Here is a 17630-nt window from a genome sequence, read left to right as displayed (position 1 = left end):
GAGTGACTGATCACTTAGTCAGAAAATACGATTTCATTTGGTTAACTACTTATAATTTGCGCCAAAGGGTGCGCCGAAGCGAGCGCAACCAGAATAATCACTCTTACAATAGTAACTCCGTGTGCGACTCTCAGGCTCAGATCAAACCTTCAAACAGTTGTCCATAAAATCAAAGGCTTTTGTGGTGAGTTTTTATTGCCTTATATTTCTTAACTGGTTGGGTCGCCCCTGCGAGGTTATTGGCCCTATTGAATCAGAAGGATCCGGGGTAGTTCTGAGCTGCTGTTCAAGGACTTTAATGTATGCAGAGGCTTGTCTTAATATCTGTACTTTTGTTAATTTTTTTTCAGCACCTCCGGGAATTTTATTTTTAAGTACCTTGAAGGCGTCGTTAATATTACCCGTACGTATTCTTTCTCTTTGGTTATGCACTTGCCTGAACCGATCATTGATCGTTCGTTTTCTTTTTCTTGCGGTGGGATCGGTACTTGTATCTGCAGTTGACGTGGAATATCGGTCTTGGTGATCAACTTGATGAACATCAAACTGTTTGAAAGTTCTACTATTGGCAGGATTTATTTCAAAAGCGCCGTATGATTCATCTGATGGAATCTGATATGGCTGCATCGGTGTTGTATTAACATCCATCATATTTACCTTCTTCAATTTGAATAAGGAATATAGCAAAAGTAATGTCCAGCCAGCCGCTTATCTCATGGTCAGCCTGATGACTGAAGCAGCTGAAATAATGAGCTGATTAAGCAGGGTCAAAACCATGGCCTTCAGTGAAGAAAGTCAAGTCAGTTTTCAGAAAACTCAAAGCGCTGGCATAGTGTCTTCAGAAACCTCAAAGTTATCGAAGTACGCTGTAGATCAAAGGCTATCTCCTGAAACTCAGGCATGACCCCGTGCCGGAGCAACGGTTTGACGTTAAATACTCGAGGTAGGAGCCGTATGCATTAGTAGTGCACGTACGAATCTGCGCTGGGGGTGGCGGGTGATCACCATTCCTACTGTGGCCATTTCAAAAGTATTTTTGTGGTAACCCTCTGGTTACAGAGGCTATGTATTTATGATTCGAATTCAGGGCTTTTAATAATTTAAAAATCTATAAAATAAAAAAAAAAATAAACGACATTGCTATAATGTGAGATAGTTTAAGCGTTCATTGTGAGTTGGAACTGAAAGGAATATTTTATTATCTGGGATTCTGGAAGGCTCTTTCGAATTCTGGCTGTTGTGTTATCGGCAGACGTGCTGGATGTTTGTGTGTCCTTTATTACCATAATGAGTGCTGTGTTTGCCTAGTCAATTGGTACGAATTATAGAGCTGCGTAATAGTGCTGCTTTTAATCAGCAAACGCGAGTTTAGCAGTCTGGAATTTGAATGAAAGGCTTTGCTAATACATATCAACAACTTCCTGTCGGAAAATTTACTATCAAAGGCTAGAAATCATGAAATTTTACACATTAGTTATTGCAGTTTTAATCGAACTGATGATACTTTGCAGCACCCCGGTAAGGGCATCTGGTTTATCACCGACTTTCGAAGTTTTAAGCGGCTGTAGCGCTGAAATCGCAACAGATAAACCCTGGACAAAAGACTGCATTGTTAAAATACATAATCTATCATGCCCACGTGCAATAGGTATTCATAAAAATGGAGACGAAATATTGTCTGATATTAAAGAAACATTGTCTGATTCTGATACTCCTGATGCTCATGGTTACATTGCTGCTAAATGGGTCGTCAAAGCAGGGTCAGCACCAGTATATTTTGATGGTAGATGGGACAGAGTTACTTTTAGTGGCGGTTATTTTGGTGGTGACCCTGCAGCTGGTTTATCTTCCATTGACTGTGATAGATTAAAACGGGTGAACCACGACGAAATACGTTACCAAGCCTCAAGTGATAGCCTCATCTATGCTAATTTGCCATCTACGTTTCATGAATATTTAGATGCTTCAACCGGTCATACTCAAATCTTTAATTTTTTCAGGTTTGAATGTATGAATTCTGAGTCTAGTAATTATTTAGTGTGTATACATACTTACTCAAGTTTAGATTGAGCACTCCTTTAAAAACCACTAATACGGAAAAAGGTGTCCGGAAAAAGGTGTCAGAAAAAGGGAAAAAGGTGTCAGGTCTTTCTTCATGCATAAAGGCAAAATTTAAGTTATGCCTCAGAATCGTTCTTAGTATAACAAACAGGAGATTCCACTGTTTGCGTGGTTAGACAAAAGATATTAAGAAGGGTGTTCTGGAATTTCAGCTGCGCCCCAGAGCAGTAATACTCCAGAAGCAGCTGAAACGATGAGCTGATTAAGCAGGGTCAGAACAATCGGTTTAGCCCATCCAAAGCAGCAACACGATAGGCTTCCGCCATCGTCGGATAGTTAAATGTGGTATTCAGGAAGTAACGGAGTGAATTGGCCTTACCCTCCTGCCGCATTACCGCCTGACCGATATGGACAATCTCCGATGCCTGGTCACCAAAACAATGAATGCCCAGCACTTCCAGGGTATCCCGATGGAAAAGGATCTTCAGCATGCCAACCACCTCGCCGGTGATTTGGGCTCTGGCCAGTCTGGAGAAAAATGCCTTACCCACTTCATAGGGAATGGCATCTGCCGTCAGCTCTTCTTCGGTACAACCCACAGAGCTGATTTCCGGGATGGTATAGATTCCCGTGGGCACTTCATTGACAAAGTGCCAGTCCTCGCTGTTACAAAGGTGTGCTGCCGCCGAGCGTCCCTGGTCATAAGCGGCACTGGCAAGACTGGGCCAGCCAATAACATCGCCCGCCGCATAAATATGGGGTAATGAGGTCTGATAACTTTCATTAACACTTAACTGACCGCGGCCATCGGGCTTAAGACCGATCATTCCCAGCCCCATTGCCTGGGTATTACCTGCCCGGCCATTGGCCCAGAGCAACATATCGGCCTTGAGTTTCTTGCCCGACTTAAGGTGCAGCACTACGCAATCATCCATGGTCTCAAGTTTCTGAAACTCTTCATTATGGCGAATAATGACGTTCATTTTGCGCAACTGATAACTCAGGGCATCGGAAATTTCTTTATCAAGAAACGACAGCAGCCGCTCACGGGTATCAATCAAATCCACCAGCACGCCCAGACCAGAAAATATCGAGGCATATTCAGAGCCGATAACACCGGCACCGTAGATAATCATGCGTCGTGGTGTAGAGGACAGCTCCAGAATGGTATCGCTATCAAAAACCCTGGGATGGTGAAAGTCGACACCGGGTGGATGATAGGGACGGGACCCGGTGGCAATCAGAAAACTGGACCCGAAGAGACGTTCCGTATTGCCACTGGGCTCAGTCACCTCCAGGGTATGCTCATCAATAAAGACACCACGACCAAAGTAAAGATCAATGCGATTCCGAGCATAGTACATGGTTCGGGACTGCACCTGCTTCTGAATCACCGATTCCGCCCTTTTCAATACCTTGGGAAAGCTGAACCAGCGGGGATCACCAATCTCACGAAACATGGAGTTGGTATTGAAATCCATAATCTGTTTGACAGAGTGGCGCAGAGCCTTGGATGGAATCGTACCCAGGTGGGTACAGCTACCACCGACGAAGTTAAACTGCTCAACGACAGCGACCTTTTTACCGAGCTTGACGGCATTCATTGCCGCCCCTTCTCCCGCAGGCCCCGACCCAAGGATGACCAAATCGTATTTACTGACACCCATTTATTCGATTCCCCCGGTCCAATTCATTATCCATTTATTCTTATTTACAGCTTATACCTGGAGTGCCCATAAGGCTTCCAGGCGCTTTGGCAGTCTCTACAACCAACAAAAAACAAACGTAGCGAAAAGAGATTACGCCTTTTTACTCTTATTTGAAGCCGTCGCGTCATAAAACAGGCCATCATTCACCTCGGAAAGAGGATCTGTTTTGTCTCCACCGCCACAAATGACGCAGCTGTCCTTCAGACCAAGATTACTAAGACCACCACAAGAGCCTTTAATCGGCTTATTGGCAAAAATCACACCCACCGCCATAGCCGCAATGAGTACCAGAAAAGTACAAAATGTAATCAGCATCATTGTCATAACTGATTCCTCCATTATTTACCATGAAATACCGCTGGTTCAGGCGATAACTGGAATGTTTATTGAGGCGGTATGCTCATGGCTGTTGAACCAGATAAGGCTTAAAGGCCTCACTGGTTACCGTTGCAAATCCTTCATCGGTATAATAGGCAAAACGTGCCGCAATACCCAGCCTATTCGCCAGCTCCAACCCTTTCTCATCCCCCAGCACCATAAACATGGTAGCCAGGGCATCGGCACGGGCCGAGGTGTCGGCAATAACAGCCACTTCCGCTACCCGCTTGGCTTCAGGCCAGCCGGTAACGGGGTTAATGGTATGTGAGTAGCGCTTGCCATCGACTTCAAAAAAATTCAAATAATCACCAGAGGTTGCCAGTGCCTTGTCCAAAGGCTCAACCAATGCTGACACGCCGTTTTTTCCCATTTCAGGACCGATCACCGCCAATCGCCAGGGGTTGCCATTAGGCTTGACACCCTGAACCAGCACTTCGCCACCAACCTCTACCATAAAGTCCTCGATACCCCGGGCCCTGAGAGCCGCTGCCGCCTGATCAACTCCATAGCCCTTGGCTATGGAACTCAGATCAACAAACAACGCCTTTTCACGGGTCAGAGTTGAGCTTTCCGTGTCCGCTTTCAGACTCTGATAGCCAACGTTGGCCAGGGCTTCCTGGATAGCGGTTGCATGGGGAATATGGCCCGGATATTGATCCTCAATCCATTTGACAAATTCCGGAGCGTTGGCCAACGGGTGGGAGTCACTATCATCGTGACTATCCTTGACCGCAGCCCATTGTGTCGGGCCAAAGCCCCACAGGTTCACCAGGGGGCCTACGGTAATATCGTAGGCTCCATCCGATAGATCAGAAATCGCCTGAGCTTGCTGAACCAGCTGAACAATATCACTGGACAGTCTGAATGGCTCCCCTACCGGAGCCCGGTTAAACTGCATCAGCTCGGAGTCAGGCTTATAGGTTGACATCCGTTGATCAACATCCGCCAGGGCATCCTGTACTTCCCCGGACACATCCTTTACCGGATGACTGAACAGGGTAGCGACATAACTGACGTTATAGGTCGTTCCCATGACCTGCCCCTGAAAGCTATAAAGCCTGGGCCGCGAACTCAACACCAGAAATGCAGCCACTAACACAATGAGGGCAGGTATCAATGATCGCTTCAGAGATCGGGAAAGCACGTGAAGCTCCTGAAAATGGTTCAATAGGGCGTGGGTCAATCTCAGGCAGTTCTCCTGACACAGCGACAGACTGAAAGTTACGAAAGGATAACCACCTTTGCCGACGCTCTGGATAAGAGGCTCTGAGAAAGCTCCCGGCTATAAAAGTCGGGCCGGATTCTAGCACCTGCCCGTGGGATAATCATCAGGGATTAAACGGAACTATTCAGGCCGTTACCCAGAGAATCACCGCATCGTCACCGCTGGTTGAAACCAGGGCATGACCCATCTGTGCATCGTAGTATGCGCTGTCCCCCTCAAACAGCTCCACCGGCTGATAATATTCGGTATAGAGTTCAATACTGCCATGCAGGACCAGTAGAAACTCCTCACCATCGTGTCGCACCCACTCCCGATATTCGTCAAATGACCGTGCCCTGACGGTTGTACGGTAGGGAATCATCTTTTTGCCGGAAAGCTCTGTAGCCAGCAATTCATGCTCATAGGTACGAGTGGGATGAAGACGCCCCTCTCCCTGACGGGTAATGTCTCGACGGCCGCCAGCAGACACCGTTTTCTTTACCGGGGAGAACAGCTGGGGAATATCAATACCCAGTCCATTAACCAACTTTGTTACTGCCGTAAACGTGGGTGATATTTGCTCATTTTCGATTTTTGACAGGGTAGAACGGGCCAGGCCGGTTTTCCGGCTGGCCTCTTCCAGGGTCAACTGCTGACTCAGGCGAATTTCCCTGACCCGCTTTCCCAGCTCCAGTGGAGCCACAGACGCTTCTGGTTGACTTATATCACCCTGATCAACGCCCACCCTGCGAGTTACTATTACTGCAGGCTTACTCGGTTGTTCCTGTTTAAGAAAATCCGTTGACTCCGGCATGCTTTCCCCCTTTGCCATCTCTCATTGGCATTGCCTGCTCCTGATGAACACTGTAAGACATGGTATATCAGGAACACCCCTAATGTGAAAATTTGTTTCTTATTGGAAACTTGTTTATTGATGTATGAGAAAGGTATTGTTACGCTTGCCTTCAAGAAAATAGAAATCTTTTGGTCAAAACCCGTTAATAACCCATTGATGTATGGCCCTGAGCCGCTTTCTGTTAATAGCTCGTTTGACCATTTTCTTATTGATAAATAACAAAAAACAGCCTTGAAAGCTGATATCGCAAAAATATACCAACAAATGGAGTCATGGCGATGAGCTTAAGTATTCTCGATTTGTTCAAGATTGGGGTAGGTCCTTCCTCATCCCATACTGTGGGTCCTATGGTAGCCGCAAACCGCTTCCTTGATGCCCTGCTCCAGCAGGGGCAGCTTGAGAATACCCGTCAGATTCGTATTGAACTCTATGGTTCTCTGGCCATGACCGGTGCAGGTCATGCCACCGATACTGCCGTGATGCTCGGGCTTATGGGTGAAAAACCGGACCAGCTTGATCCTGATCAGGCGCCGGAATTGGTCAACAATGTCCGCAGCACCGGTCAGTTGATACTTGCCGGCCACTATCCAATTCCTTTCGTCGAAGATCAACACCTTCACTTTTTGCATGGCCACTCCCTGCCCAAGCACCCTAACGGTATGACGCTCAGAGCTTTTGATGAAGCTGGCCTCGAGCTTTTTCACGACCATTATTACTCCGTAGGCGGAGGCTTCGTACTGAATGAGCAGGAAACCGATCAGACGACTTCGGCAACGGAAATTCAGGTGCCCTTTCCTTTCAATAATGCCCTGGATCTTCTGGATATCGGAGACAGAACCGGACTCTCCATTGGTGAAATTGTCCTGGAGAATGAACAACACCTGGGAAGATCTGACAATATTCAACAGGCATTGCTGAATATCTGGCAGGTAATGGACCGCTGCATCAAACGTGGCTGCGAACAGACAGGCATACTTCCCGGCGGATTGAACGTCAGACGTCGTGCGAACCAGCTGCACCAGGAACTGTTGAATCGCCCCGAAGACCAGCAGGATCACCTGGAAGTCATGGACTGGGTCAATCTGTTTGCCATCGCCGTCAATGAGGAAAACGCCGTTGGTGGTCGTGTCGTTACCGCGCCAACCAATGGTGCAGCCGGCGTTATTCCGGCGGTTCTTGCCTATTACGATCGTTTTGTTCCAGGTAGCAGTGAAGCGGGTATTGTTACCTTTCTGGCCACCGCTGCTGCCATTGGCATGCTCTATAAAAAGAACGCCTCAATCTCCGCAGCCGAAGTCGGTTGTCAGGGGGAAATCGGGGTGGCCTGCTCCATGGCGGCAGGTGCCCTGTGCGCCGTGATGGGCGGCAATAACCGCCAGATTGAAAATGCCGCTGAAATAGGTATGGAGCACAACCTGGGCCTGACCTGTGATCCGATAGCAGGCCTGGTACAGGTTCCCTGTATCGAGCGCAATACCATGGGCGCTGTCAAGGCCATCAATGCGGCCCGTCTGGCCATGAAAGGTGATGGGCAGCATCGGGTATCCCTTGATGACGTGATTGAAACCATGCGCCAGACGGGTCTGGATATGCAGGATAAATACAAAGAGACCGCCACAGGTGGCCTGGCTGTTAATGTCGTTATGTGCTGAGAACCCATTGAGCCAGACCATAAAAAACAACAACTGTCTTTTATTTTCACTACTGACCAGAGTCTTTTAAAACAAAGCAGTCAGTTCAAAGAATTTTTATTTAAGATCAACGCAAGAGCAAAACAGGACGACAACATGGCCGTTGACCACACTTCTACTCTGCCGACACTGGCAGAACTGGAACAAAACGATGCCTTTACCCATCGTCACATAGGTTCTGACCGGCAGGAGCAGCAGGCCATGCTGGAAAGTCTCGGGCTCAAATCGCTGACCGGGCTGATCAATGACACCGTTCCGGGCAGCATCCGGTTAACTCGGGAATTAGCACTTCCCGCGGGAAAAACAGAGCAACAGGCCCTTGCCGGGCTTGCTGCCCTTGCCCGACAAAATACAGTTAACAAGTCGTACATTGGCATGGGGTATTACAACACCGAAGTACCCAATGTCATTTTGCGCAATCTACTGGAAAACCCCGGCTGGTATACCGCCTATACCCCTTATCAGCCAGAAATCTCCCAGGGCCGACTGGAAATGCTGCTCAATTTCCAGCAGATGGTTATGGACCTCACGGGTATGGAGGTTGCCAATGCCTCCCTTCTGGACGAAGCTACTGCCGCTGCGGAAGCCATGACCCTCTGCCTGCGCAGCGTGGGACGCAGCAAAGCGGCCTCACAAACATTCTTTGTTGCCCATGACGTGCACCCACAGACCATTGATGTGATTAAAACCCGTGCCGACTGGCTGGGCATCAAGGTCATCGTTGGCAACCCTCATACCGAACTGGTCAATCACGATGTATTTGGTGTGCAGCTTCAATACCCGGGGACTTACGGCAACATCACGGATATAGAGAGCATTGCAGCCATTGCCCGACAACAGGGTGCCATGGTTTCGGTAGCCACTGACCTGTTGGCCCTGACATTACTGAAATCCCCCGGGGAGCTTGGAGCTGACATTGTTCTGGGTAACAGCCAGCGCTTTGGCGTGCCCATGGGCTTTGGCGGCCCCCATGCGGCCTTTTTTGCCACCACCGGTAAACTGAAACGCTCAATCCCCGGTCGGGTTATCGGGGTCTCCAAAGACAGCCGTGGCAATACGGCCCTGCGTATGGCCATGCAGACCCGTGAGCAACATATTCGTCGGGAAAAAGCCACCTCTAACATCTGCACTGCCCAGGCACTGCTGGCTAACATGGCGGCCGCTTATGGGGTCTATCATGGCCCGGAAGGCTTGAAAACCATCGCAGAACGCGTGCACCGCCTGACCCGGATTCTCCATCATGGACTCACTGAAATGGGCTTCCAGTGCAACCATACCTTCTTTGATACCCTGACCTTCAAGGTTGGCAGTGAGCAGGAAACCATTATCCAGCGGGCGCTTAAGTATGGTTGTAACCTGCGCCGTATTGGTTCAGACCGATTAGGTGTCAGCCTTGATGAAACCACTCGCTCTGAAGACATTATTGAGCTGTTCAATATCTTTATGGGTGAAGGCAAAGAACTGAATATTGCCTCCATTGACCGCCAGATCTCGGCCAATAACAGCCAGCTGTCTCATACCCAGAACACCATAGGACTCTCACCGGAACTGCGACGTTCAGACAGCGTCCTGAGTCATCCGGTATTCAACAGCCATCACTCAGAAACGGATATGATGCGTTATCTGAAGCAGCTGGAAAACAAGGATTACTCACTGGTTCATGGCATGATTCCACTGGGTTCATGTACCATGAAACTCAATGCCGCAGCAGAAATGTTGCCGGTTTCCTGGCCTGAATTTTCCAGTATTCACCCCTTCACGCCCAAAGACCAGGTCCCGGGTTACCTGACCATGATCCGGCAACTGGAACAGGCTCTGGTCGAGATTACCGGTTATGACGCCATTTCCATGCAGCCAAACTCCGGAGCCCAGGGGGAATATACAGGCCTTCTGGCTATCCGTAATTATCAGCGGGCAAACCAGCAGGAGCATCGCGATGTTTGCCTGATCCCCTCTTCTGCTCACGGCACCAATCCGGCTTCAGCGGCGATGCTCGGCATGAAAATTGTCATTGTCGCCTGTGATGATAGCGGTAACGTGGATGTCAATGACCTGAGGGCCAAAGCAGAAGAATACAGTGACCGCCTCTCCGCCTTGATGGTCACCTACCCTTCCACCCACGGGGTATACGAAGAAGAGATTCGCACCATCTGCCAGATCATTCATGATCATGGTGGCCAGGTTTATATGGATGGTGCCAATATGAACGCCATGGTCGGCGTCTCCCGTCCGGGCGATATCGGCTCCGATGTCTCTCATCTCAATCTGCACAAGACCTTTGCCATTCCCCATGGCGGTGGCGGTCCGGGTATGGGCCCCATTGGCGTCAAGAGCCATCTGGCACCTTACCTGCCCAACCATTCGGTAAGCCCGCTCGAAGGATACAATGAGGGCATTGGTGCCGTATCTGCTGCGCCATTTGGCAGCTCATCCATACTGCCCATCAGCTGGATGTACATCACCATGCTGGGCAGCAGGGGTTTACGGGAGTCAACAGAGCTGGCCATCCTGCATGCCAACTACATGGCAAAACGGCTGGGTGATCATTATCAGATTCTCTATCAGGGCAGAAACCACCATGTGGCTCACGAATGCATCATTGATATTCGCCCGATCAAAGAAGCCTGCGGTATTACCGAAGAAGATATTGCCAAACGTCTTATGGATTACGGTTTCCACGCCCCTACCATGTCATTTCCCGTGGCCGGAACCCTGATGATCGAGCCAACCGAGTCTGAATCCAGGGAAGAAATAGACCGCTTTATTGATGCGATGATCTCAATCAAGACGGAAATTGATCAAGTCGCCAACGGCACATGGCCAAAGGACAACAACCCTCTGGTCAACGCCCCCCATACCATGGAAGACCTTGCGGAAGAGGAATGGCAGCGCCCATACAGCAGGAAGGTCGCGGCATTTCCGTCACCTGCCGGTCATAAGGCGAAATACTGGCCCGCAGCCAATCGCATCGACAACGTTTTTGGGGACCGCAATTTTATCTGTTCATGCCCCGGCATTGATAATTATCAATAAGACCACTTATTGAGAGCCTTCTTAACCATTCAAACCAGGAGGCTCTCTCGATAAGTGAATACGATAAATGGAGATGAGGTATGTCTGAAGCGTCAGCTGAAAGCCTGAAGAGAACCCCGTTATATGGTCTTCATCTGGCCCGGGGTGCAAAGATGGTCCCTTTTGCCGGTTATGAAATGCCGGTGCAGTACCCATCCGGTGTCAAGAACGAGCATATCCATACACGCAGTAAGGCCGGACTTTTTGATGTCTCCCATATGGGGCAGCTGAAACTGTCCGGTGAAGGGGCTGACTATTTCCTGGAGTCCCTGGTACCGGTTGATATCGCAGGCCTTGCCATTGGCAGGCAGCGTTACGCCCTGTTTACCAATGAGGCTGGCGGTATCCTTGATGATCTGATGGTCACCCGCTACGACGATTGCCTCTATCTAGTGGTCAATGCGGCGTGCAAGGCGCAGGATATTCAGCATATCCAGGCCAGGCTTCCGGAAGGTGTCAAGCTGGAAGTTCTTGATAACCTGGCACTTATCGCTATTCAGGGGCCCATGGCCGCAGATGTTATGACAAGGGTTGTTCCCGAGGTGGCTGAAATGGTCTTTATGGACTCCCGCCCGCTATCTATTGATGGTACGCCCTGTTTTATCAGTCGTTCCGGGTATACCGGGGAAGATGGCTTCGAAATCTCCATCCCGGAAAATGAGGCAGAACGTATTACCCGGCTGCTACTGGACCATCCGGACGTTGAATTCATTGGTTTGGGTGCCAGAGACTCCCTCCGTCTGGAATCGGGCCTCTGTCTCTACGGCCATGATATTGATGTCAATACCACACCCATCGAAGCGAGCCTGATGTGGGCCATCAGTAAAAATCGTCGTCATGATGGTGAGCGTGCAGGAGGCTTCCCCGGAGCCGAAAAAATTCTGCAACAAATTGAAACCCGGCAGGTTGCCACCAAACGCATTGGTCTTATTGGCAGTAGCAGAGCCCCGGTTCGTGAAGGTGCAGAACTGGTTGATGATCTCGGTCAGCCTATTGGCCGGGTAACCTCCGGCACCTTTGGACCAACGGTTGCCGCACCGGTTGCGATGGCTCTGATCAACGCTGATTATGCGACACTGGGTACAGAAGTATATGCACTGGTCAGAGGTAAAAAGTTACCAATGGCCGTCAGTAAAATGCCGTTTATCGAACAACGCTATTATCGTGGCTGATTTACTTTTCATAACCCCATTTCATATCACCTGCTGGCTGACATCTGAAAGCCAGCAGCCTCGTGGATTCATCACAGTTTGAAGCCTGGTGCAGAAAAGTCCTAAATCTATACAGCTCCCCTCGCTCCCATGCTCTGCGTGGGAATGCATACCAGAGCCAGCAGCATGTGGAACAACCTGTTTCTGCACGGAATCATGAGAGTTTAATGGTGATATTGACCTCACCCCTGCGCTGCAGGTCCTTGCAAGATTCCCACGATTACTCATTACTCCTTCGGATTTCACACCAATATCACCATCCTCATTTCGGTCGTTAGCCAATTCAATGGGTATTACAAAACCTGGGCATTTAATAAAAAATCAAGGAGATAGGTCTTTTACGGGATAGAAAGTTAATATTTATTAAAAAATAATGCATAATCAACCTAAACAGAGTGCAGTCAACAGCCAGGAGGCTGCGATAGGCACTGATACGGGTAGACAATTACCGACACTCCTGACTCATTCATTTGCTGAGCAGGAAATTTGAGTTTTTTGAATCATACTTTCGTGCATGGCTGAGTTTGAGGAGCCCAAGGCTTATTATTATGATGAAGCAGTTTACAGCCGTAAAAAAGAGAGAGACCAGCCTGCGTCACTGGTTAACATTCTTAATTCCATCACTGATGGGTTTAGTGCTATTTGTCACTCCGGTCAGTATGAATGGTGAATTTACCATCCCTGTTGCCTTGCTGGCCGGCGGGTTAAAAGCACTGCTCAAAGAACAGCTGACCACCATCATTACCATTATTGTGTGCTTTACCGGGTTAATCACCATCATTACCAAGCTGTTTCAGCCACAAGCAATAATGACGCGCCCATTTCTTAACTCTCTGTTTGATATCACCCCACTCTGGTGCCTGGTAAGGGTTGCTGGCATGGTCTTTGTGCTTTCCAGCTTTTTCAGGGTTGGTCCGGAAGCCATCTGGTCAGGAGCCACCGGCGGCATGGTTTTGAATGACCTGATGCCGACCCTGTTTTCGGTCTTTATCTTTGCCGGACTTTTGCTGCCACTATTAATGAACTTTGGCTTGCTGGAGCTGCTGGGCACCCTGATGACACGCATAATGCGACCGGTATTCAACCTGCCCGGCCGTTCAGCTATTGACTGTATTGCCTCATGGCTGGGTGATGGCAGCGTTGGTATCCTGATGACCAGTAAGCAGTATGAAACCTCCTATTATACTCAGCGTGAAGCTGCGGTGATTGGCACCACTTTCTCAGTGGTTTCGATTACCTTCTCACTGGTGGTGATTGCCCAGGTTGGCCTGGAACACATGTTTACCCGCTTCTACCTTACCGTCTGCTTTGCCGGACTGGTTGCGGCTTTTATCGTCCCCAAGCTGCCTCCCCTGTGCAGAAAAAAAGACGTGTTCATCTGCGGCAAAACCCGCAGTGATGATGATGAAATTATTCCTCCGGGTACCAGTGCTTTTGCCTGGGGACTGAAGCAGGCGCTGGAGAAAGCCGCAAAAATCACCAATCCAATGAAGATAATTCAGGATGGTGGCAAGAATGCCATTGATATGGTGTTTGGTGTACTGCCAATAGTAATGGGCATCGGCACCATTGCACTGATCATTGCCGAATATACCCCGGTCTTCCAGTACCTGGGAATGCCTTTTCTGCCGTTGCTGGAGTGGTTGCAGATTCCTGAAGCCCAGGCGGCCTCTACCACCATGATGGTGGGCTTCACCGATATGTTCGTACCCTCTATCCTGGCAGCATCCATTGACAATGACATGACCCGGTTTGTTATTGCGGCATTATCACTGACTCAGCTGATTTACCTTTCTGAGGTGGGTGCTTTGCTGCTGGGAAGCAAGATTCCGGTAACCTTGTTTGAGCTATTTATTATTTTTATTCTAAGAACGCTGGTCACACTGCCGGTTATTGCCGCTATTGCTCACCTTATCTTCTGACACCGAACAATGAGCCTCAGATTCCTGAGGCTCGTATCCGAATTATTTAATCAGTCTGGCGATATCACGAAACTGTGGTGCGTCGGCAGATTTCATCAGTTCAAACAGCGCCATTTCAACGGTCGTCAGATCAGCCCCCTGGGCTGACATTTTATCAAGAGCCACCTCTTTATTCTGTAACGTTCTTGAGGAAACCCCATCAACCAGAACTTCTACCTCATAGCCTCCGGCAAGAAGATCCATCGCCGTCTGATAGACGCAGATATGGGTCTCTATGCCAGTCAACAACACCTGTCTGCCACCTGTCTGTTCAAGGGCTGACATAAAAGCATGCTCACCACAGGCACTGAATGATGATTTTCTCACCGGGCTGAAATCCAACAACTCATCAGCCAGTTCAAGAACTGTGCCTCCCAGCTTTTCAGGGACCTGCTCCAGCCAGAGAATCGGAATATTGAGCAATTTAGCCCCTTTAACCATGGTCACAATATTATCTATGAGTGACTTATGTTCATGCATCAGGGTAGTCAGCCTGCCCTGAACATCCACAACCACCAGCACCGTACTATCAAGATTTAACATACCTGTTTCCCCCTGCTCCTCAAATCAGTGTGATTTTTCGAAATCCCTTGATCTGAGTCTATTTTTCCAACTTTCAACTAGATAATAACCGGAGCCAGCAGAAAACCAAAAATCACACAAAGCAAGATACAGTAACATTGACGCCAGAAACAGTGCCAAGGCAAGCAGCCAGGGATAGTGATCAAGAATATCCCCGACGGTCTCCTGAACATTCTCAAGATGGGCGCCAACAAATGTATTTCCCAGCCAGGCAACGCCCAGAACACAGATACACGCACTCATACCAGACTTGAAAGTCTGGGCATTCAGGATGTGATTGGTATCTATATGGGTAACCAGAGTAATCAGGCACGCCGCACTGAGCATAAAGGCAAAAATGGCGCTATCTCTGGTCAGTACAGGATTCTCAATAACACCCACCTTATCACTGACCAACGTCGCATATACCACGGCCATAATACTCAAGCCAAAAATCAGCACGGACATCCTTGCTCCGGGCTTTATTCTATTTTCAACAACCTCCGCAGGTTGAATCAGGCCTTCAGAGAGCCTGTGCAGATAAACTTCATCTTTGTGCAGGTCGCAGCCAAGGTAATTACACACCAGCGACGTCAACATCACGGCAACAAATGTGGTAGGAATGCAAATCAGGAGTAGATCCAGATAATCAACACCAAAGGGCTCCAGCAAACCCCAAGGTAAGCACCACAACCCCGACAGTACCGGCAAAACCAATACCAATGCTGCCCAACCGGACTCCCAGGAAAATAAATGCCAGAACAATGATCAGCTGCAACCAGGTCATGCCAAATCCCCTGAGAAATTAATCTCAACTGTCTTAAGTCAATGGATAGATAATTTAAGATAGCCTGAAAAGTGCAAAAGACGTTTCAGCACCGGTCAGGCGGTGTTCAGAATTAGACCCGTGACCACCATCAGGAATGCCATTACAACTCGTCTGGAGGAGGGAACTTGATACTGTGCATAGTATCTTCAATATCAGACGTCCACATTGAGGGAACAACCCAGGACGTCAGAAAAACAGTGGCCATCAGGCTGGCTGTTAGCGGGAAGTAATTATTAATACCAAACTGCCCCATCAGCAAATAAGAAACGGAAGGGGCACCAATAAATGCCAGCCCGGGTACTAACCAGGAAAACAACCTGCGCGTTGTGTAGGTAATTATCTCACTTTTAGAACGAACGGATGCCTCAGCTGCCAGGCAAAGGTTTTCGGTGTAAACCCGGAATGTGGTAACATTCGGAACCTGTTTGACCACCTTTTTACGAACCGTTCTGGTTCTCTCCCTGGGAATCATTCTATCTCCCCGCGCACCCCATACATAGGTGTCAGGATGCTGATAATAAATTTCGGTTTCATCTTCCTCTTCAATAACCTCGATATCTTTAGTGCCACCTTCATGCAACATCACTTCACAATAATTCCAGGCGACAGGAACAGGCCCCATTGAAAAATAACCTTTCCTGTCAACCCTGATAATCTGACCATTTCTGAATGCACTTCGCTTTGATATTGTTTTATTCCAGTGATGCAGAAAAGTTCGATCTGATTCTTCATAGCGGCCTGTTCGTTTAAAAAAATCGGTATCTTCAAATTCGACAATTTGATAAACGTCGGTTACCAGCTCCTTTGTTGCATAATAGAAATTGTACAGTGACGAAAACAGTGAATTTTCTTCATCCCATATCTCCAGCCTCGGCATAAAGGGTTTTACGACATCAATAACAACCAGTTCATTTTTGTGTTCCTCTGATATTTTGGTTCCAACTTCACCCGTCTCAGCCCCGAGACGTTCCACCAGAACGGGATGATTATGATATTTACTGTCGATAATACCCGGGCTGCGTACCTCAGAGCCCAGCTTAAAATCAGCAACAACATTCTTGACAATCCAGCCATAAGGCGCGCCTGCAATGGCATAAGGCCAGTTTTTTGTCCCGGTATCTTCATTCAAAACATTATCAAAGGTACCGAGCATGACACTGTCCATATACCTCATATAGTGTTTGCCACGGCGGACAGGGTCTATCACGTGACGATTGAAAACATCCTGATACTCCCCGGCAAAGTTGGCAAAAGGAATGATCAGTGGTTCCATCACCAGATCAGTAAACAGGTAGTTACTATTATCAATGATCGACCTGAATAGAGAGGTTGCATTCTTATCTCTGGTTCGAATCAGATCCTGGTAATATTCACTGTCTGCTTTTTGTTTCTCAGGTTTGTCGTTGCCTTCATTTTCTTCAGTATCATTATCCCGTTCTTCATACAGGTCATCCTCAATTAAATAATCTTCATCATCTATATACAGGGATGAATCTGAGGCATTATCAGCATACTCATCTACATTGGCAGTAGTATTAATGGCCAGTAAACTGAACACAAGAACAATTAAAAACGAGAAATCATAAACAACTTGATTCTGTCTCATCAGAAACCCCGGAAAGCATTTTATTCTTTTCAGGCATATCACCATTCAATAGTGAAAGATATGTTCACATTTTAAAAAAGATAAATAATAAAATCACAATGATGTAATTCACAAATAACTTCAGCTCTTGTAAGACAACTGAGACGTAAATTTGTTCCATTAAAAATGACTACCCACTGCATTATGATGGGGCACTATTTAAGAACTCGAGTTTAGAGCCAAACCGCCCCTATCACGATATTTAAAACACCGTTTTCAAGTGACAATATAGGGTTGGTCCGGCGAATGATGCCGCCTTTGACATCGTTGCCTGAGTGTCAGGTATATTTTCGATACCCGGGAACTTGAATATCTCTGACTTACAGGTGCTGCATGAACGTATGTTAAATTTTAAGTGAGATAGAGTCATGACCCTGGGGCGGGCGGGATGTCTACTCTGGTCTTTATTTGATCAATACATAGTTTCATTGAATCCTGGTTCCAAAGCTGGT

14 protein-coding genes are annotated in these 17630 nt (G+C 48.0%); 5 read left to right on the top strand and 9 right to left on the bottom strand.

The window, feature by feature from the left end:
- Window positions 1-192: 192 nt before the first annotated feature.
- Window positions 193-651, bottom strand: coding sequence for a helix-loop-helix domain-containing protein (locus tag KDK15_RS17940; RefSeq protein WP_257296764.1), 459 nt, complete (start codon window positions 649-651; stop codon window positions 193-195).
- Window positions 652-1455: 804 nt separating this feature from the next.
- Here KDK15_RS17940 and KDK15_RS17935 point away from each other — a divergent pair.
- Window positions 1456-2070 (top strand): hypothetical protein, encoded by a 615-nt coding sequence (locus tag KDK15_RS17935; RefSeq protein WP_257296763.1) that lies wholly within the window; start codon window positions 1456-1458, stop codon window positions 2068-2070.
- 263 nt (window positions 2071-2333) lie between these two features.
- On the opposite strand, the gene sthA is transcribed toward KDK15_RS17935, so the two are convergent.
- The 4 genes from sthA to KDK15_RS17915 all read right to left on the bottom strand — a co-directional run bounded on the left by sthA (window position 2334) and on the right by KDK15_RS17915 (window position 6166).
- A complete protein-coding gene (gene sthA, locus KDK15_RS17930) occupies window positions 2334-3728 on the bottom strand; it encodes a Si-specific NAD(P)(+) transhydrogenase (RefSeq protein ID WP_257296762.1) in 1395 nt (464 codons plus the stop codon).
- 132 nt (window positions 3729-3860) lie between these two features.
- Window positions 3861-4094 carry a (Na+)-NQR maturation NqrM gene (nqrM, locus tag KDK15_RS17925; RefSeq protein ID WP_257296761.1) on the bottom strand — a complete coding sequence of 78 codons (234 nt, stop codon included), beginning with the start codon at window positions 4092-4094 and terminating at the stop codon, window positions 3861-3863.
- Between the two features lie 76 nt (window positions 4095-4170).
- Window positions 4171-5292: an FAD:protein FMN transferase gene (locus KDK15_RS17920; RefSeq protein ID WP_257296760.1), complete on the bottom strand. Its 1122-nt coding sequence runs from the start codon at window positions 5290-5292 to the stop codon at window positions 4171-4173.
- A gap of 205 nt (window positions 5293-5497) precedes the next feature.
- Window positions 5498-6166, bottom strand: coding sequence for a helix-turn-helix domain-containing protein (locus KDK15_RS17915; RefSeq protein WP_257296759.1), 669 nt, complete (start codon window positions 6164-6166; stop codon window positions 5498-5500).
- A gap of 320 nt (window positions 6167-6486) precedes the next feature.
- Between KDK15_RS17915 and KDK15_RS17910 the strand changes: the two genes are divergently transcribed.
- The 4 genes from KDK15_RS17910 to KDK15_RS17895 all read left to right on the top strand — a co-directional run bounded on the left by KDK15_RS17910 (window position 6487) and on the right by KDK15_RS17895 (window position 14104).
- Entirely contained in the window at window positions 6487-7860 is a 1374-nt protein-coding gene (locus KDK15_RS17910; RefSeq protein WP_257296758.1) for an L-serine ammonia-lyase, read from the top strand.
- A gap of 135 nt (window positions 7861-7995) precedes the next feature.
- Window positions 7996-10932 (top strand): aminomethyl-transferring glycine dehydrogenase, encoded by a 2937-nt coding sequence (gene gcvP, locus KDK15_RS17905; RefSeq protein WP_257296757.1) that lies wholly within the window; start codon window positions 7996-7998, stop codon window positions 10930-10932.
- A gap of 80 nt (window positions 10933-11012) precedes the next feature.
- Window positions 11013-12143 (top strand): glycine cleavage system aminomethyltransferase GcvT, encoded by a 1131-nt coding sequence (gcvT, locus tag KDK15_RS17900; protein ID WP_257296756.1) that lies wholly within the window; start codon window positions 11013-11015, stop codon window positions 12141-12143.
- A gap of 587 nt (window positions 12144-12730) precedes the next feature.
- On the top strand, window positions 12731-14104 hold the full coding sequence (locus tag KDK15_RS17895; protein ID WP_257296755.1) for a YjiH family protein: 1374 nt from the start codon (window positions 12731-12733) through the stop codon (window positions 14102-14104).
- Window positions 14105-14146: 42 nt separating this feature from the next.
- Here KDK15_RS17895 and KDK15_RS17890 read toward each other — a convergent pair whose 3' ends face one another.
- From KDK15_RS17890 to KDK15_RS17875, 4 genes are all read right to left on the bottom strand, one after another.
- Entirely contained in the window at window positions 14147-14686 is a 540-nt protein-coding gene (locus tag KDK15_RS17890; protein WP_257296754.1) for a hydrolase, read from the bottom strand.
- A 24-nt stretch (window positions 14687-14710) separates the two neighbouring features.
- Complete coding sequence (locus tag KDK15_RS17885; RefSeq protein ID WP_257296753.1) at window positions 14711-15376, bottom strand: anaerobic C4-dicarboxylate transporter family protein; 666 nt, start codon at window positions 15374-15376, stop codon at window positions 14711-14713.
- The gene (locus KDK15_RS17880) at window positions 15354-15491 is read right to left on the bottom strand and encodes an anaerobic C4-dicarboxylate transporter family protein (RefSeq protein WP_257296752.1); all 138 of its coding nucleotides are present in this window, start codon (window positions 15489-15491) and stop codon (window positions 15354-15356) included. Before KDK15_RS17880 ends, KDK15_RS17885 begins: the two co-directional genes overlap by 23 nt.
- Window positions 15492-15633: 142 nt before the next feature.
- A complete protein-coding gene (locus KDK15_RS17875) occupies window positions 15634-17139 on the bottom strand; it encodes a hypothetical protein (RefSeq protein ID WP_257296751.1) in 1506 nt (501 codons plus the stop codon).
- Window positions 17140-17630: the final 491 nt, after the last annotated feature.

This window comes from Endozoicomonas sp. YOMI1 (assembly GCF_024606345.1).
Lineage (GTDB): Bacteria > Pseudomonadota > Gammaproteobacteria > Pseudomonadales > Endozoicomonadaceae > Endozoicomonas.
This window is presented reverse-complemented; position numbering and strand designations above follow the sequence as displayed.

Coding starts and splice junctions, on each gene's coding strand:
- KDK15_RS17940 (WP_257296764.1), bottom strand. CDS start 651: ATGATGGATGTTAATACAACACCGATGCAGCCATATCAGATTCCATCA.
- KDK15_RS17935 (WP_257296763.1), top strand. CDS start 1,456: ATGAAATTTTACACATTAGTTATTGCAGTTTTAATCGAACTGATGATA.
- sthA (WP_257296762.1), bottom strand. CDS start 3,728: ATGGGTGTCAGTAAATACGATTTGGTCATCCTTGGGTCGGGGCCTGCG.
- nqrM (WP_257296761.1), bottom strand. CDS start 4,094: ATGACAATGATGCTGATTACATTTTGTACTTTTCTGGTACTCATTGCG.
- KDK15_RS17915 (WP_257296759.1), bottom strand. CDS start 6,166: ATGCCGGAGTCAACGGATTTTCTTAAACAGGAACAACCGAGTAAGCCT.
- KDK15_RS17910 (WP_257296758.1), top strand. CDS start 6,487: ATGAGCTTAAGTATTCTCGATTTGTTCAAGATTGGGGTAGGTCCTTCC.
- gcvP (WP_257296757.1), top strand. CDS start 7,996: ATGGCCGTTGACCACACTTCTACTCTGCCGACACTGGCAGAACTGGAA.
- gcvT (WP_257296756.1), top strand. CDS start 11,013: ATGTCTGAAGCGTCAGCTGAAAGCCTGAAGAGAACCCCGTTATATGGT.
- KDK15_RS17895 (WP_257296755.1), top strand. CDS start 12,731: ATGATGAAGCAGTTTACAGCCGTAAAAAAGAGAGAGACCAGCCTGCGT.
- KDK15_RS17890 (WP_257296754.1), bottom strand. CDS start 14,686: ATGTTAAATCTTGATAGTACGGTGCTGGTGGTTGTGGATGTTCAGGGC.
- KDK15_RS17880 (WP_257296752.1), bottom strand. CDS start 15,491: ATGACCTGGTTGCAGCTGATCATTGTTCTGGCATTTATTTTCCTGGGA.
- KDK15_RS17875 (WP_257296751.1), bottom strand. CDS start 17,139: ATGAGACAGAATCAAGTTGTTTATGATTTCTCGTTTTTAATTGTTCTT.